Source organism: Pseudofrankia coriaricola (assembly GCF_001854805.1).
GTDB lineage: Bacteria > Actinomycetota > Actinomycetes > Frankiales > Frankiaceae > Pseudofrankia.
The window spans coordinates 38,141-61,390 of the sequence record NZ_MBLO01000016.1; the positions used below are offsets into that span (position 1 = coordinate 38,141).

At 68.6% G+C, this 23,250-nt stretch carries 23 protein-coding genes and 1 pseudogene; 8 read left to right on the forward strand and 16 right to left on the reverse strand.

Translation table 11 applies throughout. The features are described from left to right. Nucleotides 1-147: 147 nt before the first annotated feature. The 5 genes from BCD48_RS03455 to BCD48_RS03475 all read right to left on the reverse strand — a co-directional run bounded on the left by BCD48_RS03455 (nucleotide 148) and on the right by BCD48_RS03475 (nucleotide 5,150). Nucleotides 148-1,074 carry an aromatase/cyclase gene (locus tag BCD48_RS03455; protein WP_071046759.1) on the reverse strand — a complete coding sequence of 309 codons (927 nt, stop codon included), beginning with the start codon at nucleotides 1,072-1,074 and terminating at the stop codon, nucleotides 148-150. A gap of 2 nt (nucleotides 1,075-1,076) precedes the next feature. Continuing rightward, nucleotides 1,077-1,331: an acyl carrier protein gene (locus BCD48_RS03460; protein WP_071046760.1), complete on the reverse strand. Its 255-nt coding sequence runs from the start codon at nucleotides 1,329-1,331 to the stop codon at nucleotides 1,077-1,079. A gap of 16 nt (nucleotides 1,332-1,347) precedes the next feature. After that, complete coding sequence (locus BCD48_RS03465) at nucleotides 1,348-2,559, reverse strand: ketosynthase chain-length factor (protein WP_071046761.1); 1,212 nt, start codon at nucleotides 2,557-2,559, stop codon at nucleotides 1,348-1,350. After that, a complete protein-coding gene (locus tag BCD48_RS03470) occupies nucleotides 2,556-3,824 on the reverse strand; it encodes a beta-ketoacyl-[acyl-carrier-protein] synthase family protein (RefSeq protein ID WP_083418111.1) in 1,269 nt (422 codons plus the stop codon). Before BCD48_RS03470 ends, BCD48_RS03465 begins: the two co-directional genes overlap by 4 nt. Before the next feature lie 384 nt (nucleotides 3,825-4,208). Continuing rightward, nucleotides 4,209-5,150, reverse strand: a complete 942-nt coding sequence (locus BCD48_RS03475; RefSeq protein WP_071046763.1) for an AraC family transcriptional regulator — start codon at nucleotides 5,148-5,150, stop codon at nucleotides 4,209-4,211. Nucleotides 5,151-5,233: 83 nt separating this feature from the next. On the opposite strand from BCD48_RS03475, the gene BCD48_RS03480 reads away from it, so the two are divergent. Then, nucleotides 5,234-6,067: an NAD(P)H-binding protein gene (locus tag BCD48_RS03480; RefSeq protein ID WP_071046764.1), complete on the forward strand. Its 834-nt coding sequence runs from the start codon at nucleotides 5,234-5,236 to the stop codon at nucleotides 6,065-6,067. A 419-nt stretch (nucleotides 6,068-6,486) separates the two neighbouring features. Beyond that, the gene (locus BCD48_RS03485) at nucleotides 6,487-7,260 is read left to right on the forward strand and encodes a dTDP-6-deoxy-L-hexose 3-O-methyltransferase (RefSeq protein ID WP_071046765.1); all 774 of its coding nucleotides are present in this window, start codon (nucleotides 6,487-6,489) and stop codon (nucleotides 7,258-7,260) included. 133 nt (nucleotides 7,261-7,393) lie between these two features. Here the strand turns inward: BCD48_RS03485 and rfbB are convergent, their stop codons facing one another. The 3 genes from rfbB to BCD48_RS03500 form a co-directional block, all read right to left on the reverse strand. Next, a complete protein-coding gene (gene rfbB / locus BCD48_RS03490) occupies nucleotides 7,394-8,407 on the reverse strand; it encodes a dTDP-glucose 4,6-dehydratase (protein ID WP_071046786.1) in 1,014 nt (337 codons plus the stop codon). 160 nt (nucleotides 8,408-8,567) lie between these two features. Continuing rightward, complete coding sequence (locus BCD48_RS03495; RefSeq protein WP_071046766.1) at nucleotides 8,568-9,263, reverse strand: response regulator transcription factor; 696 nt, start codon at nucleotides 9,261-9,263, stop codon at nucleotides 8,568-8,570. A 294-nt stretch (nucleotides 9,264-9,557) separates the two neighbouring features. Further along, nucleotides 9,558-10,343, reverse strand: coding sequence for an AfsR/SARP family transcriptional regulator (locus tag BCD48_RS03500; RefSeq protein WP_083418112.1), 786 nt, complete (start codon nucleotides 10,341-10,343; stop codon nucleotides 9,558-9,560). A 720-nt stretch (nucleotides 10,344-11,063) separates the two neighbouring features. Here BCD48_RS03500 and BCD48_RS53115 point away from each other — a divergent pair. Continuing rightward, nucleotides 11,064-11,621 (forward strand): transposase family protein, encoded by a 558-nt coding sequence (locus BCD48_RS53115; protein WP_241841483.1) that lies wholly within the window; start codon nucleotides 11,064-11,066, stop codon nucleotides 11,619-11,621. 270 nt (nucleotides 11,622-11,891) lie between these two features. Here the strand turns inward: BCD48_RS53115 and BCD48_RS03510 are convergent, their stop codons facing one another. The 7 genes from BCD48_RS03510 to BCD48_RS03540 all read right to left on the reverse strand — a co-directional run bounded on the left by BCD48_RS03510 (nucleotide 11,892) and on the right by BCD48_RS03540 (nucleotide 18,187). Then, a complete protein-coding gene (locus BCD48_RS03510) occupies nucleotides 11,892-12,485 on the reverse strand; it encodes an NUDIX hydrolase (protein WP_071046768.1) in 594 nt (197 codons plus the stop codon). A 45-nt stretch (nucleotides 12,486-12,530) separates the two neighbouring features. Then, nucleotides 12,531-13,745, reverse strand: a complete 1,215-nt coding sequence (locus BCD48_RS03515) for a nucleotide disphospho-sugar-binding domain-containing protein (protein ID WP_206745001.1) — start codon at nucleotides 13,743-13,745, stop codon at nucleotides 12,531-12,533. Between the two features lie 25 nt (nucleotides 13,746-13,770). Further along, on the reverse strand, nucleotides 13,771-14,805 hold the full coding sequence (locus tag BCD48_RS03520) for an NAD-dependent epimerase/dehydratase family protein (RefSeq protein WP_071046770.1): 1,035 nt from the start codon (nucleotides 14,803-14,805) through the stop codon (nucleotides 13,771-13,773). A 319-nt stretch (nucleotides 14,806-15,124) separates the two neighbouring features. Further along, nucleotides 15,125-16,270, reverse strand: coding sequence for a nucleotide disphospho-sugar-binding domain-containing protein (locus BCD48_RS03525; RefSeq protein ID WP_071046771.1), 1,146 nt, complete (start codon nucleotides 16,268-16,270; stop codon nucleotides 15,125-15,127). Between the two features lie 103 nt (nucleotides 16,271-16,373). Next, the gene (locus tag BCD48_RS03530; protein WP_071046772.1) at nucleotides 16,374-16,688 is read right to left on the reverse strand and encodes a hypothetical protein; all 315 of its coding nucleotides are present in this window, start codon (nucleotides 16,686-16,688) and stop codon (nucleotides 16,374-16,376) included. Nucleotides 16,689-17,280: 592 nt separating this feature from the next. After that, a complete protein-coding gene (locus tag BCD48_RS03535; RefSeq protein ID WP_083418115.1) occupies nucleotides 17,281-17,700 on the reverse strand; it encodes a DUF6924 domain-containing protein in 420 nt (139 codons plus the stop codon). A 22-nt stretch (nucleotides 17,701-17,722) separates the two neighbouring features. Then, nucleotides 17,723-18,187 (reverse strand): hypothetical protein, encoded by a 465-nt coding sequence (locus BCD48_RS03540; protein WP_071046773.1) that lies wholly within the window; start codon nucleotides 18,185-18,187, stop codon nucleotides 17,723-17,725. A gap of 202 nt (nucleotides 18,188-18,389) precedes the next feature. On the opposite strand from BCD48_RS03540, the pseudogene BCD48_RS53120 reads away from it, so the two are divergent. From BCD48_RS53120 to BCD48_RS03555, 4 genes and pseudogenes are all read left to right on the forward strand, one after another. Beyond that, nucleotides 18,390-18,500: pseudogene (locus BCD48_RS53120) on the forward strand (IS6 family transposase); the annotation flags it as partial. A gap of 13 nt (nucleotides 18,501-18,513) precedes the next feature. Beyond that, complete coding sequence (locus BCD48_RS03545) at nucleotides 18,514-19,755, forward strand: MFS transporter (protein WP_071046774.1); 1,242 nt, start codon at nucleotides 18,514-18,516, stop codon at nucleotides 19,753-19,755. 6 nt (nucleotides 19,756-19,761) lie between these two features. Beyond that, the gene (locus BCD48_RS03550) at nucleotides 19,762-20,163 is read left to right on the forward strand and encodes a hypothetical protein (protein WP_071046775.1); all 402 of its coding nucleotides are present in this window, start codon (nucleotides 19,762-19,764) and stop codon (nucleotides 20,161-20,163) included. Nucleotides 20,164-20,402: 239 nt separating this feature from the next. After that, nucleotides 20,403-21,218, forward strand: a complete 816-nt coding sequence (locus BCD48_RS03555; protein ID WP_071046776.1) for a hypothetical protein — start codon at nucleotides 20,403-20,405, stop codon at nucleotides 21,216-21,218. Nucleotides 21,219-21,776: 558 nt separating this feature from the next. On the opposite strand, the gene BCD48_RS03560 is transcribed toward BCD48_RS03555, so the two are convergent. Further along, on the reverse strand, nucleotides 21,777-22,301 hold the full coding sequence (locus tag BCD48_RS03560) for a TetR/AcrR family transcriptional regulator (RefSeq protein WP_071046789.1): 525 nt from the start codon (nucleotides 22,299-22,301) through the stop codon (nucleotides 21,777-21,779). Between the two features lie 133 nt (nucleotides 22,302-22,434). On the opposite strand from BCD48_RS03560, the gene BCD48_RS03565 reads away from it, so the two are divergent. Continuing rightward, nucleotides 22,435-23,166: an SDR family oxidoreductase gene (locus tag BCD48_RS03565; protein ID WP_083418117.1), complete on the forward strand. Its 732-nt coding sequence runs from the start codon at nucleotides 22,435-22,437 to the stop codon at nucleotides 23,164-23,166. Nucleotides 23,167-23,250: the final 84 nt, after the last annotated feature.

Here is a 23,250-nt window from a genome sequence, read left to right on the forward strand (position 1 = left end):
CACAGGCACGGACCAGCTACAGGCATGGACCAGCTACAGGCACGGACCAGCTACAGGCACGGACCAGCTACAGGCACGGACCAGCTACAGGCACGGACCAGGTACGGGTCGTCGGGTGACCGGTCGTGGCCAACGCGGGCCCGCGCCTCAGCCGCGGCCCGCGACGTAGCTGCGCGCGCGGGCCAGCGTGGCCCGAGAATTGCCGCCCAGCACTGCACGGACGTACTCCCGGGCATCGTCGAGAGTGCCGTTTGACCCGATCACCGACCGGGCCGCGTCGGGATCGATCGCGACCATGTGCGTGGCCGTCACCTCGACGCCGTCCTCCCGCCGGCTGAAGGACCACTGACCGCTGTGGCCCAGCAGCATCCTCGGCGGCAGGAGCTGCTTGTAGACGATGCTGGAGTTCGTGGAGCACACCCGGATCGAACTGGTGACGTGGGCCGCGCCGTCCGCGGTCACCGTCTCCATCTCCATGCGCTGGACGCCTGCCTCGTCTTCCGATAGGTCGACCCGGGCGACGTGTGGCAGCCGCTCAGGCCACAGATCACCGCGGTAGACGAAGTCATAGACGTCCGGGAGCGGGCCGTCCACGACCACCGTGTCGGAGAACGTGTCGACCAGCTCGTCGACCGGATGGCCGAGCTCGGCGATTCGGCCGAGCGCGGCCAGCTCCTCGGTGCTGTTGCGGTCCACCGCCGAGATCATCGGCTGGAGCGCGTCGTCGTCTGTGACCGAGAACGCGTGGTCCAGCACGACCTCGGTCATTCCGTCCGAGGCCGGGGTGAACGACCACGTCCCGGCCATGCCGCTGATCGGCGGATGGCTGCGCTCCTGCTGGAAGGTGACGCGGCGGGCCACCGGGTCGAGGCTCCTGCGGGAGACCCAGGTCTGGACGCCGCCCGCGACCAGCGCCCAGAGCTGGAACCGCTCCTCGCATTCGGTCCGGTGAAGATGTCGGACGGACACGGTCGGCGAGAACATCACCGGCCAGATCGTGACGTCGGCGACCAGGCGGTAGACCTCGTCTGCCGGCGCGGCCACCAGCCGGCTGTGAGTTGTCCTGGTGGCCATCGCTAGGCCTCGATCCGGTTGTTGATCAGATCGAGCATCTCGTGCGGCGTGAGTGCCACGACGAGCCGATCGTCCGGGATGGAGACGCCGTGGTCCCGCTTGAGGGTGGCCGCCATCTCGATAAGGACGAGCGAGTCGTATCCGAGCTCTTCGAAGGAGGCGTCCGAGAAATCGCCACGGCCGGCGGCGGACTCGTCATCCCCGGCGCACGCCAGGAGAATGGCACGGAGGTCGTCGATGCTCATCGTGCTGCCCATGACTGCTCGCTTTCGGTTAGGATCGGAAGGCGCGGATGACGATGGCCGCGTTGAATCCCCCTCGCCCCCTGGCCAGCACGAGGGCGTTCTGTACGCTGGTCCGGCGGGGCTTTCCGAGCACCAGGTCGATTCCGTACTCGTCCGGAACCGAGCCAGTCCCGAAGGTCGGGGGTATCACGCCCTCCTGAATGCTCAGCAGGGCCGCGACGACGTCGAGAGCCCCGCCCCCGGAGAACAGCCGGCCGGTCAGCGCCTTGGGCGCGGTGACCGGAACCCCGCGTACACCGAACATGCCCCGCAGCATCTCCGCCTCGGAACGGTCCAGCTCCGGCACGCCCGCCGCGTCGGCGAACACCACGTCCACCTCGGCCGGCCCGATCCCGGCGTCGGCGAGCGCCCGTTCCGCCGCTCGCCGGAGCGCGGGTGGGCGCCCGGCGTCGGGCGCCGGGTCAAAGGTGGCCGCGTAGCCGGCAAGCTCGCCGTACACCCGGGCACCTCGCGCGCGCGCCGCGGCGGCGTCCTCCAACACACAGATGGCGCCGCCTTCACCGGGCAGATACCCGGTGGCACGCGTGTCGAAAGGTCGATAGGCGGTCGTCGGGTCGGGATCGAGGCTGACCCGGCCGCTGGACAGATGAGAGATCCATCCCCATGGGTCCAGCGCGGAGTCGACGCCGCCGCTGACCACCAACGCCACACCATCGCGGATGGTCCGCCGCGCGTGTCCCAACGCGTCCAGACCGCCGGCCTGCTCAGCGACGAAAGCGCACGACGGGCCGCGCATGCCATGCCTGATGGAGATCTGACCGGTGTTCACGGCGTAGAACCAGGCGAAGGACTCGTACACGCTCACTCGCTCCGGGCCCTGGGACCACAGCTTCCTGAACTCCCGGTGCGTGAACTCGAAGCCACCGGAGGCGTTCGCGGTGACGACGCTCATCTGATAATCGGTCATCGCGGCGGTGTCCACATCGGCATCCTCGAGGGCGCTCTGGGCGGCGATCAGCGCGAGCTGGGTGGACACGTCCGTCTGGGGCTTGAGCCTGGCGGGCACGTGCTGGGCCGGGTCGATGTCGTTCACCAGCCCGGCCAACCGCGCGGGATAGCCGGACGTGTCGAACCTGTCCAGCTCGGTGATACCGCTGCGGCCAGACAGCGTGGCGGCCCAGAACTCCTTGGTGTCGACCCCGTTCGGCGCCACCACGCCCAGCCCGGTGATGACGCTCATACGGCCACCGGCCTCGGTCGGGTCAGGACCATCGCGCTCTGAAAGCCGCCAAAGCCGCTGCCAACGGTCAGCACGGTGTCGGTGCGGTGGTCGCGCGCGTCCTTCGGAACGTAGTCGAGGTCGCACTCCGGGTCCGCGACGTCCAGATTGGCCGTCGGTGGCACGACCTGGTTCTCGATCGCGAGCAAGGACGCGGCTATCTCGACCGAGCCGATCGCGCCCAGAGAGTGACCGACCATCGACTTGATCGAACTGACCGGTATCCGGTACGCGTGCTCGCCAAGGCTCCGTTTGAACGCCGCGGTCTCGTGTCGATCGTTCTGCCGGGTGCCCGATCCGTGGGCGTTGACATAATCCACCTCGGTCGGGTCCAGCCTGGCCTGGTCGAGAGCCGCCCGGATCGCCTCGGCCATCTCTCGGCCGTCGGCCTTGAGCCCGGTCATGTGGAAGGCGTTGCACCGGCTGGCGAAGCCGCCGATCTCAGCGTAGGCGCGCGCGCCCCGGCGCTGGGCGGCCGTCAGCTCCTCCAGCACGAACATGGCCGCGCCCTCGGCGAGCACGAAACCGTCGCGAGTGCCGTCGAACGGGCGGGAAGCCCGGGCTGGGTCGTCGTTATGGCTGGTGGTCGCCTTGATCGCGTCGAAGCAGGCAACCACGATCGGGGTGATCGGAGTGTCCGAGGCCCCCGCGATCATGACATCCGCGCTGCCCTCACATATCAGCGCGGCAGCGTGCGCGACGGAGTCGAGACCGGACGTGCACCCGTCCGACACCATCGCGACCGGCCCCTCCGCCCCGACAGTCCAGGCGACCTCCGCCGGCATGATGCTCGGGACCAGGTAGTCGAACATGTGCGGCGAGAGATGGTCCGGCGACATCACCCAGCGGCGGCCCGAGTCGGACAGGACCAGGTACTCCTGCTCGAGACTGGTGGCGGCCGCCACTGCGCTGCCCAGGCTCACCCCGATCCGGTCCGGCGGCATGGTGTCGAGACTGATCCCGCTGTCGGCCACCGCGTCGCGGGCACAGGCCACCGCGAACTGGGTCGCCCGGTCCATCCGCCGGATCTGGCGGGGGCTCAGGCCCTCTGCCACGGCGTCGAAATCCGCTTCCGCGGCGACCTGCGACCGGTACGGTGAGGGATCGAAGAAGGAGGTTCTCCGGGTCGCCGTCCGGCCGGCGGACAACAGATCCCAGAAAGCGGCCGTGTTCAATGCCTGGGGGGCTCGTACCCCCATTCCGGTAATCACGACTCGACGGCTCACGAACCGCCGCCAGACTCGCCGACGCCGTTCCCGTGCATGGTTCTCCTTAAAATCGCACCTAGTGGACGGCCATCGACAGATGGCTCAGGGCGCAGTTCGCCAGGTCACTCGCCCGGGTGCCCGCCGCCCGCGGGCCGCCCACCGGTCACTGGAGATCGGTATTCCTCGCGCATGAGGCGACGTATTGCGCTACAGCCGCGTCGGTGCGAACGCTATTCTCGCGCTCTCAATCCGCGCTCAATCCGCGCTCTACCGGGTGCCGGACCCCGTCCTGGCGGCAGGCGAGTCCCGAAGCCGCGACACCTCGGTGACGGTGCCCATGAGGAGCTCCGACCCGCGGGTGCATGCCCCTCCCGGGGCCAGCCCCGGCGAGGTCTGAGCATCTCAGGAGATCTGGCGACGCCAGGCTGAGGGACTGATGCTGTGGGCGCGTTTGAACGCCACGCTGAAGGCGAACGCGTCGTGGTAGCCGACGTTGCGGGCGATGGTCGCGATGGTGTCGTCCGTGTTATGGAGCAGATCCGCCGCGAGCGTCATGCGCCAGGCTGTCAGGTAGGTCAGCGGAGCCTGGCCGACATGGTCGGTGAAGCGCGCGGCGAAGGCGGCCCGGGACATGCCGCTTCTGGTGGCTATCTCGGCGACCGTCCAGCGGTGGGCGGGGTCCGTGTGCAGGAGGTTCAGCGCGCCGCCGATGGCGGGATCGCCCAGTGCCCGGTACCAGGCGGGCGGTGTCGCGCCCGGCCGGGAGCACCACGCGCGCAACGCCATCACGAGCACGAGATCCAGCAGCCGGCCGAGGACGGCGTCCTGCCCGGGTTCGTCGCGGGCGGCCTCGTTGGTGAGCAGGTCCAGTGCCGCCCGTGTACGCGGGCCCGCGGGAACGATGGCCAGTGGGGGGAGCATCTCGAGAAGCCGGTCGCCAGCGCCGGCGCGCAGCAGGTAGACCCCACGGAGCATGGTCGTGGCTCCTGGCAGCCCGTCGCCGTAGGTGCGAGGGCCCAGGCTCGTGTGGGCGGAGGTTTCCTCGCCGGTGTCGGCGTGGAACTTCCTGCCCTGGCGGATCACGAATTGGGGTGGGGTCGAGGCGCTGTCGGCGATCGTGTGCCGGCCGCCGCCGCTGATGAGGGCGATGTCGCCGGCGGCAAGCTGGACCGGCGCGCAGGCGACATCGTCGAGTCGGATGGACGCGTGGCCGCCGAGGGTGGCCACGACCGTGAGGGGAGCAGGATCGGCGTAGGTCATCGACCAGGGCGGTCGCTGGATCAACTGCCGGACCAGTGCGTTGCCGACACGGGCTCGGTGTAACAGATCACTGAGCACGTCCACGGCGCCCAGCGTAGACGATGACAAATGCTTTATCGACACTCTCCCATGGATCCGCTCAGGGACGGTGCTGTTGCCTGGATGCCATGGACGACAACCTGATCCTCGGTGGTACTGGCAAGACCGGCCGGCGCGTCGCGGAGCGGCTGCGAGCCGCCGGCCGGCCGGTCCGGACCGCGGCCCGTGCGCGCGCGGACGTCACCTTCGACCTGGCGAAGCCCGAGACCTGGGCGCCCGCGCTCGACGGTGCCAGCGCCGTCTATCTCGTCGAGCCAGATCTGGGAGCGGCGAGTGTGGACGGCTCGCGGCGTATCCCCGCCTTCGTGACCGCGGCGACCGCCGCGGGCGCGCGGCGGCTGGTCCTCCTGACCGCCGGTGGCGCGGACTACGACGGTCATCCGCTCAAGCCCGCCGAAACGGCCGTGCGTGGCTCCGGCGTGGGCTGGACGATCCTACGGCCAACCTGGTTCGCGCAGAACTTCAGTGAGGACTCCTGGCGACCTGGCATCCTCAGCGGGAGCCTCGTCCTGCCCACGGGAGACGGACGCACCCCGTTCATCGACGCCGAGGACATCGCCGAAATCGCCGCCGAGGCCCTCACCCAGGACCGTCACCACGGGCAGACCTACCTGCTCACGGGCCCTCGCGCGATCAGCTTCGGAGAGGCTACCGACCTCATCGCGAAGGCAACCGGCCGCGCCATCCAGCACACGGACGTCGAACCCGAGGCCTACATCGAAGGCCAGATCGCCGTCGGCGTCCCACCGGACGTCGCACGCATGCTGACCAGCGTTCTGACCGCCATCCGCGACGGCCACGACTCCGCTCTCGCCGACGGCGTCGAGCGAGCCCTCGACCGGCCGCCGACACCCTTCGAGGACTACGTCACCCGGACCGCAGCCAGCGGTGGCTGGGACTGACCGGGACCTTGGAGCGGGCGTGAACCGGCGGCCTGCCGCCGTCCAGGGCCGCCGCCGTCCAGGGCCGCCGCCGTCCAGGGCCGCCGCCGTTCAGGGCCGCGGCCGGACCGCCGGGAGCGAGCTCGCCCGGGCGGCCGGGACGCGCCGGCGGGAGTTGACCGTTCTCTGACGAAAATTCACCGGTATCCGCCACAAGGACGGTTGAGGCCCGGCGGGACGGCGAGCAAGCTTCTGGAAGGTGATGGGGCATCGGTCAGGGGTGTATTCCGGTGCCCGTGAATCCGTCGCACCGTGGGCTTGGGCCCGAGCGGTTGGCCATGGGCCCACGCCGGGCAACTGGGTCGCGCGAGGTCCACCTGAATGCTGGTCATGCGACACCCGCCCGCCGCTCCGAATTCCGATGAAGGAGATGCCTGCCTGTGACCGAACCCAAGTACAAGGACCACCTGATCGTTCCGCACGAGCCAGAGCAGGAACGCGACTCCCGGGAGCGGCTGACGAAGCTGTTGGCGGAGACGCCCATCCCACCCGAATACCTGATCGACAACCTGGCGGTCTACCTGCGCCGCCACCAGCTGAGCGACCTGCTGTCGATGGACGCTCTCTATCGCCTCCTGCTCAGGGTCCCGGGAGTGATCATGGAATTCGGGGTTCTGCACGGGCGTCATCTGGCAACGTTCACGACGCTGCGAAGCATCTACGAGCCGTACAACTCGTTGCGTCGCGTGATCGGGTTCGATACCTTCACCGGTTTTCCCGACATAGCCGACGTGGACCGGGTGAGCCCGAGCGCGGCGGTCGGCCGGTTCGCCATGCCGACGGATGAGGTCGGCCATCTGCGTGACGTCCTGGCGGCGCACGAGGCGTCCGAGCCCTACGGCTCGACCCGGCGCAGCTTCGTCGTCCAGGGCGACATGCTGGAGACGGTGCCGCGGTATCTCGAGGAGAACCCGGAGACGGTCATCGCGCTGGCGTACTTCGACTGCGACCTGTACTCGCCGACCCTGGCCACGTTCCAGGCGATCCGTCCCTATCTCACCACTGGGAGCATCGTCGCCTTCGACGAACTGGCGCACCCCAAGTGGCCAGGGGAGACGATCGCGATTCGTGAGCTCATCGGGCTCGACCACGGCCGGCTCCAGCAGATTCCCGGGCGGGAGCCGCCCGTCATCTACTTCGAGTGGGAGAAGTAGCGCGCCGGACGACATGGCCTCGCCGGCCGGGCCCGCCGCCGGCGGGCCCGGCGCGCCTGGCCGGCCCGCGCCGTCGACGACGCCGGTGTGGGCCGGCGGCCACGTGCCCGCCTGCTCCGTCCCGGCGGCACGGCTACTGTCCGGTGGTCGCCCAGGCGGACTCGATGACGGGGGAGGCACCGATGAGCGGAGCCCACCAGGATTCGTTGTCGCGGTACCAGCCGATGGTCGAGCGCATCCCGTCGGCGAAGGAGATCCGGGGTTCCCAACCGAGCTCGCGGCGCAGTTTGGAGGAGTCGAGCAGGTACCGGCGGTCGTGCGAGGGCCGGTCGGGGACGATCGTCTTCAGCGCCGACGGCAGGCCGAGCTCGGTCAGGATCGTGTCGGCGATGGTCTCGATGTCAGCCTCGACCCCGCTACCGACATGGTAGGTCTCGCCGAGGCGGCCCCGGGTGAGGACGGCGTCGACGGCCCGGCAATGGTCGAGGACGTGGAGCCATTCCCGCCGGTTGCGGGTGGAGGCGTAGAGCGGCAGGACCTCGCCGCGCAGGGCTCGGGAGATGAACAGGGGGATGACCTTCTCGGGAAACTGGTACGGACCGTAGTTGTTGGAGCAGTTGGTGATGGTGACCGGTACGCCGTAGGTGTGACCGTAGGAGCGCACGACGTGGTCGCCACCGGCCTTCGCCGCGTTGTAGGGCGTGCGTGGCAGATAGGGGGAGTCCTCGGTGAACGCACCGGGGTCCTCCAGGTCCATGTCGCCGTAGACCTCACAGGTGGAGATCTGATGGAAGCGTGCGACGCCGACTGTCCGGACGGCCTCCAGGAGCGCCTGGGTGCCCATGACATTGGTGGCGAAGAACTCGCCCGGACGGATGATGGCGAGGCTGTTGTGCGATTCGGCGGCGAAGTTGACCACGACGTCCACGCTGTGTTCCCGCAGCGCATCGACGACCGCGGCCTGGTCACGGATGTCGGCGTGCACGAAGGCGATTTCCCTGGCGACGTCAGCGAGGTTCTCCCGCCGGCCGGCGTAGGTCAGCGCGTCCAGCGCGACGACCGAGTCGTCCGGGTGAATTTGGACCCAGTAGCGAACGAAGTTCGAGCCGATGAAGCCGGCCCCTCCGGTCACCAGCAACGTGGCCATCGACGTGATCCCCTCACTCTGGGCGCGGTCGGGTGCCCCGCCGCGCATCGATGTCTGCTTTGGCCGGCCGGTGGCTCCGCGGCTGTCCGGCGGGAATCCCGACGCCCCCGGAACCACCACGGCCTTGGGACCGGGAATTCGTCGACGAGCGTCTCCTACGTCAGCCCGAAGCCCGCTGGTCGAAGGAGTCGCCCTCGCCGAGGCGGAAGCCCACCCCGCGCACCGTGACGATCCATGTGTTGGCGCCGAGCTTATTCCGGAGACTGTTCACATGGGTGTCCACGGTGCGGCGGGACCAGGTGTCCCCCCAGACCTGGCGCATGAGCCTTCTCCTCGGGACGACCGTGCCGGAATGCGAGGCGAGTAGCCAGAGGAGGTCGAACTCCTTCCGGGTGACCTCGATGGGCCGGCCGTCGACACTCACCTCGCGCAGGTTCGCGTCAATTCGCAGTGACCCATGGGATACAGTCTTCGCGCTGGGTCCCGGCGGCCGTGCCCGTCGCATGACGGCATCCATGCGGGCCAACAGCTCGTGAAAGCCGTAGGGCTTCACGACATAGTCGTCCGCCCCGGCCTGCAGGCCGAGGATATGGTCAAGCTCTCCGGTCCGGGAACTAACGGCGATCAGGGGGACGTCGCTCTCGCTCCGAATCGCCCGGCACACCTCCAGGCCGTCCAGGTCGGGAAGCTCGAGATCCAGCAGAATGATGTCCGTGTCAACATGGGAGGCGATAGCCGCGCTCCCGGTGTCGACCGCTTCGACGTCGTATCCTTGTCGGCGAAGCCGTTGAGTCAGCGGCACCGTGCCGTCCGAAGCGTTCTCCACGACGAGTACGCTGAACTTAGGCGATACCATCCATGTTCCCTTGTCGGTCGCTGAGCTCGCATGTCATGTCGATATTCGCGTGAGACAGGTCCGTAGGCCACTCAGGCCACGGTCTCATGGCTGACTCAAGGACCGGTAAATCAGCTCGATGGCTGGTCGCGCGGTCCGCTGGCACGAGCGGTCACGTGACGGGCCGTACCGAGTACGTCACCCGTCGTGCGCCGCCGGCCGATGGCAGCTGATCATAGTTTTGTGATCACAGTTTTGACCGACAGCACATCGGTGTCGGAGCTCGCCCGGTCCGAGCCGTGGTCGCTATACGCCTCAGTGACTGGCGAGGATCTCGTGCTGGAGCCGCTTCGCCTCCGACGACGGTTCCAGCCCCAGTTCGTCGTCCAGGATGCGGCAGAGCTTGCGGTACACGGCGAGCGCGTCACCCCTGCGTCCCGAGCGTTGCAGAGCCTGCATCAGTCGGATGTAGAAGAGCTCGTGCAGGTAGTGCGTGGCCACCAACGAGCGAAGTTCGGCTACGACCTCACGGTGCCGGTTGTTCGCCAGGTCGGCGTCGATGCGCAGCGACACCGCCTCTAGCCGCTGCTCGTCCAGGTAGACGGACAGTCCATGCAGATACGGCCCGGTGGAGATATCCACGGGCACGGGCCCGCGCCACAGGTCCAACGACTCGCGCAACAGGTCGGAGGCGCGGGCGGACTGGCCGCTGTGCAGCGCATCCCTACCGCGCCGCACGAGGTCCTGGAACCGGAAGACGTCCACGTTCTCCCGGGGTATCTCCAGGATGTAGCCACCCGGCCGGGTCGCCAGAAGCTCGGCACCCTGTGAGGGCTTGAGGCTGTTGGAGAAGAGCTTGCGCAACTGATAGACGTACGTCTGTACGATGGTTTTCACGGTGCTCGGTGGCCCGTAGGGCCAGAGTTCGTCGATCAGCTGCTCGATACTCACCATCGAGTTGGCGTTGGCCGCCAGCATCGCCAAGACCTGCTGGAGTTTGGTCGCTGTTATTATGAGCGCGGCCTCGCCGTCCATCGAGCTGAGGAAAAGGCTCACCTCAAGCGGCCCCAGAAAATTGATATGTACCTGGTTCCTGGCCATTAGCGGTCTCCATCCGAGCTCGCGTCTACTGAAAATCGGCCTCCAGTTCAAAAAGAGGAGAAGGTCGGATTCGGCGACTCGGGACGGCCCGCCGGAGTGCCTGTTCCGGTCTCTTGTGGACCTTCGAATCAATGGGACGCCGTGGCCCGCCCTCGCTTCGGCGAAAAGGGAGACCGTGACCGGCCGGAGCGGATTTCCGTAGAATCGCTACGCGAAAACCCGTGATCGGTTCTATCACATTCCCTCCAGGCGAGGTGGTTCGGCCACGAGGTCACACCGAGATCGACCACTGCGCGAGAGATAGTTGCGTGTAGAACTAGAACGAGTGCTGCGCGGGGTGCGGGTGCGTAGTGCAGGCTGCGCTGTAGTTGCTCGGCATCTAAGTGTATATAGGCTAACACGGGGGCGTCTGGACGGCTCAAGCGTGATGTGGACCACAGGATGGTTCCTGTGCGGGGTGGCGGCCCATCTCACTTCCGTTTCGGAATAGGGACGTCATCCCAGGTCGCGACCGCATCCGGCGCAAGATCACGGATTTTTAGAACCGAGAGCCCGCGGGGTCCCGGCAAGTTTGCTGGTGAGCGGTTCGTTGGAAGCGCCGAGGATGTCCGGTGGGGCTGGTCGGGGGTTGTGCCGGCCGGGTCGGGACCTCGTGAAAGCGGGCACAACACCTGGGTGATCATGGAGGTTCCTACGCCATCATGATCGTCCTGAGGTGCCATGCCCGCAGCACCATTATCGTCGCCTGCCCACGTACTGGATCAGCTGGCTGCCGCCACGACCGCAGGCGGAGCCCCTCCCGCGCCGCCGGGACTGCTGGCGGTGTCCGCCCGGGTCCCTGACCCGCGGAAACGCCGGGGGGTGCGCCATCGGCTGGCCGCGGTGCTGACGCTGGCGACGTGCGCGGTGCTGGCCGGGGCGCGGTCGTTCACGGCGATCGGCGAGTGGGCCGCGGACGCCGGCGAGACGGTCGCCGGGCCGCTCGGGATCGCGAGGGTGCCGGACGAGTCGACATTCCGCCGGGCGACCTGTCGACCATGGTTTCTCGTCGGTGGTCCCGCGATCACGCGCATGGCGTGGCGGCAGCCTGCCCGCGGCTCCGGCTCGAACACCGGACCCGCCGCGGCGACTCTGGCGCCAAGCCGCGTGGGTGTCCGCTCTGGTCGCCGAGGCGCTGCCCAGGCTGTCTCGGCCCCGGGCCTGGGCAACGTCGATGCCGGCTGGTCATCGACCGCCCGAGCTGTAGGCCTCGTACGGTCGGAGTCTGAGTCCGTCTGATCGCGGGAGGCACGGCCGCGTGCTGTCCGGGAGCGGCGCGTCCACGCCCGGGGCATAGGTATCCGGATGATGGTGGTCCGTTCGCCGCGGGCCGTGACCGCCGCGAGGCGGTGCCACGCTGATTGCCGCCGACGATCACCAGCTGCGTGCTCCGCTGGCCTGACGCTGGGCAGGCTCGACACCGACCACAGCACGGCCATGCACCGGTGGCGGCAGGACCGGGGTGTTCGCGCGGTGATCGGCAGACCTCAGGCCAGCCGTCGCGGCTGTCTACTCGGCCTCGTCGGCGAGGAGGCCGCCTCCGACGGTTTCATACATGAAGCCAGGCCCGCTGGTGTGATATCTGACCAGCGCGTAGAGCAGGCCGGCGATGCTTGTCCCGCTCACGAGCTCCCGTCTGGCTATCAGGTCGGGAATGCGCGTGAGCGGCATCCACTCGACCTTCTCCGCTTCCCACTCGTCAGCCGGCGCGCCGACGTAGGTGGCGCCTACCGCGATGCCGGTATGGAGCTCGGAGTCGCTGATCCCGTTGCTGGGCTGCGAGTAGAGGAACGGACGCATGGGGCCGGGCCGCCACCCGGTCTCCTCGAGGACCTCGCGAGCGGCGGCCTCCAACGGGGTCTCACCGCTCTCGATCCTGCCTCCCGGGATCTCCCAACCCCATTGATCCGTGATGAAACGATGCCGCCAGATCAGCAGGACGCGCTGACTGTCGTCCATCACCACCGCGCTCGCGCCCGGCGGCGTGCGAATCAGCCGATGCTGGAGGTGGCGCCCGCCAGTGATCTCCACATCCGCCATCCGGATGTCCAGATACGGAGGATCGGTAAAGATCGGCTCCTCTTTATGGACTTTCCAGCGCATGCGTCCATCCTGTCATTCAGCGGCGGCTTGATGCCCTGTTGGCATTCAGCCGCGCACCGTGGCTCCCACGTCGGCCCTCATGAGCTCGGCCGCGACCTGCTGCGGGTCCGGCATCCCAGCCATCTCCCGGCGCAGTTCCAGCGCCGCCTCACGATACGCAGGCTTCGACAGAAGCGCCTCCACGGCATCGCGGAGCGTGCCGGGGTCGTCTTGTGTGGCGACCTGGTCGAGGACAAGGCCGGCCCCGACGTCCTGTAGCCGTTGCCCCGCGTCGAAGGCGTCAGCGATCTGAGGGAGGACGAGCTGAGGCAGGCCGGCGGCGGTAGCGGTCATGCTCGTGCCCGCGCCCCCGTGGTGGACGACCGCGTCACAGGTGTCCAGGAAGAGATGCAGCGGCGTCGGGTCGACGACCTGGACCCGCGACGGCAGCGGGTGAAGGGCATCTCGGAACGCGGGGTCGACGGTGATGATCATTTCGATCGCCGGAATTTCGTCGAGTGCCCACAGCAGCCTGCGCACAAAGGCGGCGCCGTTGAGGAAGAAAGTGAGACTGCCGAGCGAGATGACCACCCGTCGGCCGGCGTCGCGGAGACGGCCACGTCGGACCCAGTCCGGCAGGACCGCGGTGCCGTTGAACGGGACGTAGCGGATGGGCGTTCCCGCCGCGGCGGTGGGCGTCTGGAGTGACGGTGGGCAGGGATCGAGCTTGTGGACCGGGCTGGGAAGGGCCGGCAGGCCCGACTCGGCTGCCAGGTCGGCGAGTTCGAGACGGGCGTCACGCAAGGCCAGGTCCGAGATGCCGTCGACGCCCCAGCGGTGGTGGATGACCGGCCTGCCGAGGATGCCGCCCAGGAGCAGCGACGCGTACTCCAGCTGCTCCGCGATGATCAGGTCAGGTCGCAGGTCACGTGCCAGGTCCAGGTAATCGGGAAGCATCCTCCGTGCGTGGTTCATCCACACCCGGCCGAAGAACCCCATCTGGTCCGCGGCGGGCCTGGGCCACGCCTCCAGCGGTCGCTTGTCATCCGGCAGCTTGGAGCGCAGGTAGGCGATGATGTCGAATTTCTCGCCCACGCTCGCGGCGACCAGACCGGCGGAACGCGCCGTCGGCACGACGTCAGGCTGCGCGGCGACGATCACCTCGTGGCCGGCGGCCCGCAGCCCCCAGGCCAGCGGCACCAGTGACGTGAAATGGGTGGGAACGGGTGTGGTCATCATCAGGACGCGCATGGTGGGACCTGCCTGTCGGGGGTCGGTCATGCTCGTGGCTCGGGGGTGGTCACCGTCATGCTCGGCCTGGCGGGAAGTACGACGTCCGCCGGTTCACCCCCCTGGGACTGCCCGCGGGAACTCCCTCGCGCGTGGACTCGAGCAGGTCCGCCAACGATGCCTCCAGGCTCACGGCGGGCCGCCAGGCGAGGAGCCGCTGCGCACGCGACACGTCCAGCTGCTGCCACCCAAGATCGGCACGGCCGGTCCGGTCCGGTCCCGGCGACTGCTGTTCGACGAGCCGTACGGGCCGCTCCGAGAGAGAGATCAGAGTCTCGACCAGCCGGCGTACGGGCACCGCCTCGCCCCGAGCGATGTTGATGATGTGCCCGGTGACGTCGCGCGCCGGATCGGCCGCCGCGACCACGGCGGCAGAGACATCCCGGACATCGACGAAGTCACGCCAGTCCCGCAGCGGGGCGAGTGACAGCTCGACGGGCTCGCCTTCGCGCTCCGGTGCCTCCGAGGGACCGGTGAGCCGGTGCGCGACGGCGCCGACCAGGCTCGCCCGGGGGGCGCCGGGCCCGATCACGTTGGCGACCCGCAGCACCATGGCCTGAATCTCCCTGGCGCGAGCGGCCCGCAGCACGGCTCTCGTCCCGGCGAGCTTGGTGCTTCCGTACACCGAGCGCGGGGAAGGCGACTCGTCCTCGGTGGTACTCGTGCCGGGCGTGCTCGGCCCGTATTCATGAGCGCTGCCCAGTTGGATGAGGCGGGTGGTGCCGGGCAGCGCGGCGACCGCGCTGACCAGCTGGTCTACGAAGTGAGCGTGCAGGGCCCACATCCGGTTCTCGGCGGCGCGCGTGCTCCGCCACACCACGCCCGCCGCGTTCACCACCACATCGGGCGCCGTGGCGGCGAGCAGCCGGTCGAACTCGTCCCCCGCCGTGTCGAGATCGAGGCGCAGGGCCGACAGGCCGCTGTCGGCGGGCCCGGGCCACCCTCCTCGTCTGGAGACGCAGACAACGCCGTAGCCGGCGGCGCGGAACGTGGAACAGACATGCCAGCCTAGGAACCCGGTGCCACCTAGGACCATGACGCGCCGGGTCATGCGCGCCCCTTCCGAAAGGCATCGAGCCTCTCGGTCCGCACGAACGGGTTGACGCCCCGTGGCACACGCTCTGTCACGAGGCGCGGTCGGACCGGCGGAGTGGGGTGCCCAGGCCGGCCCGTGACCGTCCGTGGTTGACGAGCATACGGAGGTTCAGCAGACCGATGAAACTCGCGCCGGCGGTTTTGTGTCATCCCGCCTCCCGGCGGGCGACATGGTGCTGGCACGGGCACGTCTTCATGGAAAACCTCCTCGTTGTCCAGCCAGCTGACTCGCTACGCCGCGGCGCGGCGGACGGACCGCGGGGAACGCCGAACGCTCAGCGGGTGGGCTCCCGCTCCAACTGCTCGAGCCGCCCGACCACCTCGGCGGGCGCCGGCAACGAGGCGATCTCCGTGGCGAGAATCCGCGAGCGACGTTCGTACGCCGAGTCGGCGAGCAGCTCTCGGCATGCCTGCACGACATGCTCGGCTGAATCCTGGCCAGGTTCGAGCACGATACCGGCGCCGAAGTCGGCGATGGGCTGGGCCACCGCCCGCAGATAGGCGTCGCTTGGTGCGATGAGCTGGCGTATCCCCGCATTGATGGCGGTCATGGAGGTGACTCCGCCACCGTGGTGGATTATCACGTCGCAGGTCGGCGCCGCGACGTCCAGAGGAATCCAGCCGACGCGGACGTTGCCGAGCGCGGCGCGCAGCCCTTGCGCGACCCCATCGGGTGCCGCTATCAGTACCTCGACGTTCAGCGTGGAAAGCGCCTCGCTCAGGCGACGGAGGAAAGCCATCTTATCCGGCATGAACGACCGGGTGCCACCCGTGACGAGCGCCCTACGGACGGAGGCGTCCCGGGTGTACATCCACGGTTCGAGGCGCCTTTGCTGATTACCGGGGATCCAGCGCATCGGCTGCGTCGCCGGTGCATGTTCGGCCCGCAGGCCGGGTGGGCAGATGTCGACGAGCAGATCCGGGGACGGCAGATCGTCCAGCCCCAGCTTCGACAGCCGCGGCGTAAGGATCTCGGCCGCGCCTTCGTCCATGAGGGTGGTGTCCACGGTGTCCCAGGCGTGCCGGATGTATGGGACGCCAAGATGCGCGGCGACCAGGCCGGCGCCGTACGCCGCTGATCCGCCGACCACCAGATCCGGCCGCCAATCACGGACCAACGTGAACAGCGCCTCCAGGCCGGCCTCGGCCATCCGCGCGAATGAGCGCCCCACGTGCAGCATGACCGACCGGGAATCGTCCGGTACCGCGACCGCCCCGCCGGCGGCGTCCGTGAAGATGAAGTCCCGAATCGACGCGGGCGTGATGCTGACCGGAGGAATCCCGTTTCCGGCTATCGCAGGCACCAGCTCCTCGCTGGCGGCCATGAAGACCTCGTGCCCGGCGTTGCGCGCCGCCGTCGCCAAGGGAGTGAGAGCAAACACGGTCGCTGGACTGCCAGCGGTGACGAAGAGAAATCTCATGCCTCTGCCGGCTCCTTTGCCGCCCCAGGATGGTCAGGACAAGCTTGCTCGTCTCCGCGCCGCCGCCTCAAGCGTGCCCCCGGCAGATCCCCGTGAAGTTTCGTCAGAGGACTGTCAACTGTGGCGCCCCGATCTCGGCCAGGACGCGTGCGGCGGTGAGCCCACCGACGCCGGGAAAGCCGGTCAGAATCTTCGCGTCCTGATGTTGGGCGAACGCTGTCGCGGTCGCCTCGGCCAGCTGCTCGATGGCGCGGCAGGCGGCGTCGAGTTGCAGGAGCAGCGCCCGGGCCTGCTCGCCGAAGGCGGCTTCCACCTGCGGCGGCTGGCGCAGCTGCTCGACCCGGAACAGCGCGTGCAGCCGCACGACCCAGGTGTCGATGTTGCGTTGCCGGCCGGCCTTGGCCAGCAGTCGACGCAACTGCGGCCGGGTCAGCGTCGCAGCGGTCTACCGTGATCTGGCGGCGGGTCGGTCCGAGGCGTTCCGCCCCGACCTCGCTAGGTCTCTGAACAACCTGTCCACCCAACTTTCCAATCTTGGTCGGCGTGAGGAAGCATTGGCCGCCATCGAGGACGCCGTTGCGATAATGCGGGAACTCTTCCGCCGGACGGCGAGGTGTTGAAGCTTGAGGTGGCCGATCAGGTAGGCGGCGGCGGACCGGGGAAGCACGCCTCTGTTGCGGTGAGCGTCCGCGAGGAAGGCCATCAGATCGCGGGGTGGTCGGCGACGTAGCGCCGGCCAAATCGCGCCATGAAGGACCGCCCAAACCTATCGGCGAGCCCGACCAGGATCCCAACGCGAGCCCGACTGCAACCCCGACCGTCAACTAGGCGACTCGGTCAGGGCTAGTTCAGTACCGTCTCCGTCTCCGGGACCGTAGGTGTTGAACATGGTGTACGGAGTGCGATCATCCGCCGGCGGCGCGTCCGCGCCGCGCAGCCATGCGCGATCCCGAGTTGACACTATCGAAGCTCACTGTTGCTGTAGTTCTGTGCAGCGCGGTGCGTGGCCGTCAACGGGTGCCAGCGAAGCCGCGAAAGACTCCATCCGGGTCAGCTGCGTCGACAAACTCAGAGAAATCCATGTTGGTTACCCAGAGGTTGTTCTCTACACTCTGCATCTTGGCCGGTATCACTCGAAGGGTGCGCCCAGGTTCGCGATTCAGATCAACTGCTAGGATCGGCGTCTCCCGATCAGAAATCGTGACGTGATCGACGATGAATAGAGCGTTGTAGTGTCGTGCGCCCGGTAGTGCCATGACCTGCTCGACGGTCAGATCCGCGAACGCCGGGTCACTGATGAAGAGCAGGTGTGCCTCGAACCCCTCGGGCGAGGTCGTGACGCTCGCCGCGCAGACCGCTTCCCAGACGTCGTCATCAGAAAAATCCGTGCGTATCAGCAATGAGCCGTGCAGTTCCGGCAAAATTGACATAGATCCAGTGTAGCTGCGATGATCAGGATGCCCTGTGGGCGTCGACGACTGCCGCGTCGCTGATCTCGGCGGCTGGGACATCGAAGTCGTGGGCGAGATCAGCCACGGATTCGCCGGCGCGGTACCGGCTCAGCACCGCCGCGACGGGCGCGCCACCGCGCAGCACGAGCAGGGTGAACTCGATCTGCTGCCGGGGCATCGGAGCCTGGCAGAACGCGGCGAGGACCAGCGCCTCGACCAGGCCCACGAACGGAACCGAGGGATCGGCGGGCAACTGTACAGGCAGCGTGGTGACGAGCCCCGGCCGGACCGGGCCGTGGCCGACTCTTCCGCCCGCCCGGTGAGCCCTGCGTAGGCGTCGAGCGTGGTGCACCAGGACCGTGTGGTCGAGCAGGACCTGCCGGGCGACGTCGGCGGTCGTGAACAGCGGAACGCCAAGCCGGACGTCGTCCACCAGCTCACCGTGCGCCGCTGCCTCCTCGTTCACGGTCGGCCGCCACCCCTCGATAGCTGCGGGTTCATGCCCTGGCCATCTCGCTGGATGGCTACATCGCCGGCCCAGGGCTGGACATGGGGCACTGTCGCATATGACGAAGGTCGGGTGTCGGGCATGATCGGATGATGCGGCGAGACCGTGTCCGTCCTGTGGTGCCGACCTCGGAGTTCACCGGCTTCCGGTCCCACCGGAGGTGATCGTGCTCGGAGTCCGCTGGTACCTCCGGTTCGCCCTGTCGTACCGGGATGTCGAGGAACTTCTCGCCGAACGCGGCATCACAGTCGACCACGTCACCGTGTACAGGTAGGGCTCAGCCGATGACGGCTCCGCCACGCGCCGGTGCGTTCCTTCCTTGGCTGCTTGCGGCCGCACTCGTCGACTGGATCGGCACAGGTCTATTCCTCGCGGTCTCCACGGTGTTCTTCGTCCGCGTCGTCGGCCTGTCCACAGTGGCGGTCGGTTCAGGGCTGACCGTGGCGGCGCTGGCCGCGATGCTCGTGGCATTACCGGTCGGGCGGATGGCCGATCGGTTCGGGCCACGTCGGGTACTTGTGTCTGTCGAGCTGATCCAGGGCGTGGCCACCGCGGCTTACCTCACGGCGCACGGGTGGTTACCGTTCCTGGTGGTGACCTTCGTCGTGGCCGTCACCCAGCAGGCCGCGCCGCCCCTGATCCAGGCACTGGTCGGCGAGGTGACCGCCGCCGACCGCCGCACCAAGGTACTGGCCCTGCACCGCACCGTCATCAACGTCGGCATCAGCGTCGGCAGCCTCAGCGCGGGCCTTGTACTCGGCCTGGGCCTGCCGCACGCGTTCCAGTTGCTGCTCATCGCCGACGCGGTCGCGTTCGTCGTAGCGGCCGTCATCCTCGCGCTCTTGCCAATCCGCACCCAGGTGATTAGACGCCCATCTGGCGACCGCTGGGCGGCGCTGCGCGATACCCGACTGCAAGCCTGGACCGCCTACGACGCCGTTCTGAGCCTGTGGCAGCCGATTCTCAACGTCGCCTTCCCGATATGGCTGGCGACCCGGACCGACGCACCGTTGAGCCTCGTCGGCGTGCTTTACACGGTTCACGGTGTCATCGCCATCGCCCTGCAGTACCCGGCTGGCAAGCTAGCGACCACCCCAACACGCGCGGTGCGCGGTTATGCGGGTGCCGCACTGTGCCTGGCGGCGGCGAGCGTCGGATTCGCGATGGCGTCGGAGAGTTCGGCCACGTTCACCGTTGTCGCGCTGACGGTGTCTGTCGTTCTGCTGACCCTCGGCGAGATCACTCAGGTCGGCTCGGCGTGGACTGTCTCGTTCACGATCGCGCCACCGGACCGCCGCAACGCCTACCTCGCTGCCTTCAGCCTGGGCCGTGCCTTCAGCCGGGCCGTCGGGCCGCTGCTCATGACCGGCGCCGTGCTAGCCCTTGGGCGGGCCGGCTGGCTCACCTTGGCCGCGGTCTTCGCCCTGGCGGCCGTCGCTCCGCTTCTCGTGACAAAGCAATCAGCCCTGACCTCGTCCACCGCGAACGAGCACGATGACACAGCCCGAGCCCACGAGCGTCGGTGACGGACCGTGGCAGCCGCCGTCCAACGGCACCGCGCACCCGACCGCCCACGGCTGTTCGAACTCTTCGGCCGCACCTGGGATCTGCTAGCCGAGGTCTACGCACCGGTGTACGCGTCTTCAACCAGGCTGTTCACCCAGTGGATCTCCTACCCGGTCGGCGGATCGCTGCTCGAGGTCGAGCCACTTCGTCACAAGATCAGGAGCAACCGGGCCGTGCTGGTCGACCGGGCCGCACCGCGGCCGTCGAGCGCGGCAGCACATAGACGGCGTCCTTGTCTCACGGCAACTGGTGACGGCCAGGCTCGCGGGCTGGGTGCTCATGGATCTTTCTTCGACCAGATGGCGAAGAGCTGCGTGGTACCGGTGGAGCCGGGCGAGGTCGAACGAGTCGAGTGGCCCGTCTCCTAGGGCGGCCTCCGTGACGGAATCCGAGGACTATTTGCGATCTTGATCCGTTTGGTGCGCCGCGCGCGACTGTATGGGCATGAGGAGTCACGCCGACCCGGCCGACCCGGTAGCTGGGCCGCCGAGGCGTCGGCGTCCCGTCTCCCGTTCGTAGCCCTTCCTCTCCCATCCGTTGGCTTTGCCATGCCCTTTTTGCCCCGTTCATCCCGCCCGTCTGGGCATCTCTTCCTGGGAGTGACATCATGATCGTGCGATCCCACCACCGTCGGCGCGCGGTCGCCGCGGCGGCCGCGCTCGCGTCGGCGGCCCTCATCGCCGTCGCCAGCTGCTCGTCGGATTCGTCGGACTCGTCCGACTCGGCGGACACAGCGGCCGCCACGCCGACGGCGAGCGGCGCGACCAGTGCCGGCTCGGTCCAGGCGGCCTGCGAGGCCGAGCTCACCGTCAACGCCACCAACTTCCCCGGCATCGACCCGGACGCCCCCGCCCCCACCGCCGACGACCTGCGCGCGTTCGCCGCGGCGATCGAGCCGGCGGCCACCGCCCTGCGCGCCAACCTGCCCGCCGAACTGACCGGCCAGGCGGACAAACTGATCGCCGTGGTCAACGGCGCCAAGCAGGGCAAGCCGTTCGACCTCGACAGCAGCGGCCTGACCGAGGCCGGCCACGCCGTCGACGCCTGGATGTACGACCACTGCGGATACCCGAAGCTCGACGTCACCAACGACGCGGGCACGCTCACCGGCGTGCCCGCCTCGGTCACCGCCGGCCCGGTGGCCATCCGGTTCACCAACACCGGGGACCCGAACCGCGCGGGCTTCATCCTGCTCGTCGGCAAGGCCAAGGACGGCGCCACCGCGACCGCCGCCGACGTCGCCGCCGGCCGCACCGACTTCCAGCAGATCGCCGACGTCGTCACCGTCAGCCAGCCAGTCGGCGACGAACCCGGCTACACCATCACCCGCATCCCCGCCGGCCACTACATCCTCGACAGCCCACTCGGCACGCCACCCGACTTCGGCGCCGGCCAGGCCATCGCCGAGCTCGACGCCCACTGAGCCACGCACGGTGCCCGTCCGCACCTGTCACGGGGGGCAGGTGCGGACGGCGGGTGAGCTGAGCTGACGGACGTCCACGGACGTAGGCGGACGGACCGTCGCTGATCTCCTAATCCGCGGGTCGAGGCGAATCTAAGTGCACAGTTGTCGTCGACTCCTCGAAACTGACCCCTCTGGGGACCTGCGGGCCCCAGAGGGCCAAACTTCAGGAACAGTTGACAGTCCATCGTAGTCGAGAGCATCGGAGCAGGCGGAGTTCCACCTGGATGATCCGGCCGAGCGGAACGTGATGTACGAACGCGTGATCCGGGAGGCGACCCGGGCTGACGACCTGCGTTCCTACCCCAAACGGAGCGGTGCTCCGGCAGGTCTGGCGGCAGCTGTTCCTCCCCCTGCGTACGGCGGAGCTGGGAGGAACGGTTCCCGGACCGGAGGTTCGCGGCGTAGGCGGCACAGGCCCGTCCCGTCACCGTGGATCCCTCCCGCGAGCGACTTGCCCGCCTCGCCCCAGTTCCTGGGGACGACTTCGGACCGATCAGGCAGGCGCTCGGGCAGCCGTTACAAGATCGCCGTGATTGCCGCGACTGTTTCGTCGGCCCAGGTGTGGTCGAGTGGACCGACGTCAAAGATCAGCCGGTACCACAGAGAGCCGTAGACGAAGTCGAGTAGCGGCGTCGTGTGCTCATCGGGGAGCTCGCCCCGGGCTACGGCCCGGTCCAGGAGAGTTCCCAGGGCGGCCCGTCTGGTGACGAGGAACCGGTCCCGGACGTCATGGGCCACGGCCTGGTCCGTGGCTGCCGCCGCCGCGACGGCACGCAGGAGACGCACGGTGGTGTGGTCGGCGGACTCGACGGTGGACCGCAGGAAGGCCCGCAAGTCGCTTGGCAGGGTGCCGTTGTCGGGGAGCGGGATGGTCTCCTGCCCGCGTTCGGCCATCGCGTCGAGGATCACCTCGGTCTTGGATCGCCACCAGCGGTACAGCGTCTCCTTGCTGACGCCGGCCCGCTTCGCGATGGCCTCCATGGAGAGCCCGGCCGGTCCCACCTCGCCCGCCAGCGCCAGGGTCGCCTCCAGGACCGCCATCCGCGCTCGCTCGCTTCGCGGCCGCCCTGGCTGGCGGACGGGTTGTTCGCTCACCTCCGCATCGTAACCGAACGGTCCGTTCGGTATCTGGTGTAGCGTTTGCGAACGGGTCGTTCGGAAACGGAGGTTCGCGATGTCCGCGAGCAGCACCATGCAAGATCGTCACGTCGCCRTCCTCGGCGGCAGCGCCGGGATCGGTTTCGCCACGGCGCGGCTGCTCGCTGGCCGGGGCGTGCAGGTCACCCTCGGCGGGCGCAACCGCGACCGACTCGAGGCCGCGGTCAAGGAACTGGGCGGTACGGMCAGGGGACTTGAGGTGGATGCCGAGGACGTCGGCGCGTTGCGGCGGTTCTTCAGCGAGGCGGGACCGATCAGCGACCTGGTCGTCACAGTCACCCGGCGTGGCGGGGCCGGTCCGGCGGCGGAGCTCGCCGACACCGACCTCGCCGGGGCGTTTCTGGGGAAGCCGGTCGCCCATCTGCGGGCCGTGGCGCTGGCGCTACCGACACTCGCCGAGGACGGCTCGATCACGTTGGTGACCGCGGGTTCGGCGCAGGCCGCGTTGCCGGGGACCGCGGGCTTGGCCGCGGTCAACGGCGCTCTGGAGGCCGCGGTGCGACCACTCGCTGTCGAGCTGGCCCCACGGCGAGTCAACGCCGTGTCCCCCGGCGTCATCGAGACCGGCTGGTGGGACGAAATGCCAGAAGACGCCCGACGGGCCGCGTTCGACCAGTTCGCACGTCGGACTCCGGTCCGGCGCAATGGCCGACCCGATGACGTCGCCGCGGCGATTGTCGCGGTCCTGGAGAACAGCTTCATCACCGGCGTGGTCCTGCCCTGCGACGGCGGGCTGCGGCTTACCTGACCGGCTCGGACGCCCGCCCGGGACGATCAGCGGGCCGACGTCTGGAGTCCCGTGCCGGATCGGCCTAGCCGATCCGGCAGGTCC

Excerpts from the sequence above, each read along its gene's own strand:
- BCD48_RS03455 (WP_071046759.1), bottom strand. The coding sequence starts at position 1,074 with ATGGCCACCAGGACAACTCACAGCCGGCTGGTGGCCGCGCCGGCAGAC.
- BCD48_RS03460 (WP_071046760.1), bottom strand. The coding sequence starts at position 1,331 with ATGGGCAGCACGATGAGCATCGACGACCTCCGTGCCATTCTCCTGGCG.
- BCD48_RS03465 (WP_071046761.1), bottom strand. The coding sequence starts at position 2,559 with ATGAGCGTCATCACCGGGCTGGGCGTGGTGGCGCCGAACGGGGTCGAC.
- BCD48_RS03480 (WP_071046764.1), top strand. The coding sequence starts at position 5,234 with ATGGACGACAACCTGATCCTCGGTGGTACTGGCAAGACCGGCCGGCGC.
- rfbB (WP_071046786.1), bottom strand. The coding sequence starts at position 8,407 with ATGGCCACGTTGCTGGTGACCGGAGGGGCCGGCTTCATCGGCTCGAAC.
- BCD48_RS03495 (WP_071046766.1), bottom strand. The coding sequence starts at position 9,263 with ATGGTATCGCCTAAGTTCAGCGTACTCGTCGTGGAGAACGCTTCGGAC.
- BCD48_RS03500 (WP_083418112.1), bottom strand. The coding sequence starts at position 10,343 with ATGGCCAGGAACCAGGTACATATCAATTTTCTGGGGCCGCTTGAGGTG.
- BCD48_RS53115 (WP_241841483.1), top strand. The coding sequence starts at position 11,064 with ATGCCCGCAGCACCATTATCGTCGCCTGCCCACGTACTGGATCAGCTG.
- BCD48_RS03510 (WP_071046768.1), bottom strand. The coding sequence starts at position 12,485 with ATGCGCTGGAAAGTCCATAAAGAGGAGCCGATCTTTACCGATCCTCCG.
- BCD48_RS03515 (WP_206745001.1), bottom strand. The coding sequence starts at position 13,745 with ATGACCGACCCCCGACAGGCAGGTCCCACCATGCGCGTCCTGATGATG.
- BCD48_RS03520 (WP_071046770.1), bottom strand. The coding sequence starts at position 14,805 with ATGACCCGGCGCGTCATGGTCCTAGGTGGCACCGGGTTCCTAGGCTGG.
- BCD48_RS03525 (WP_071046771.1), bottom strand. The coding sequence starts at position 16,270 with ATGAGATTTCTCTTCGTCACCGCTGGCAGTCCAGCGACCGTGTTTGCT.
- BCD48_RS03535 (WP_083418115.1), bottom strand. The coding sequence starts at position 17,700 with ATGTCAATTTTGCCGGAACTGCACGGCTCATTGCTGATACGCACGGAT.
- BCD48_RS03545 (WP_071046774.1), top strand. The coding sequence starts at position 18,514 with ATGACGGCTCCGCCACGCGCCGGTGCGTTCCTTCCTTGGCTGCTTGCG.
- BCD48_RS03555 (WP_071046776.1), top strand. The coding sequence starts at position 20,403 with ATGATCGTGCGATCCCACCACCGTCGGCGCGCGGTCGCCGCGGCGGCC.
- BCD48_RS03560 (WP_071046789.1), bottom strand. The coding sequence starts at position 22,301 with ATGGCGGTCCTGGAGGCGACCCTGGCGCTGGCGGGCGAGGTGGGACCG.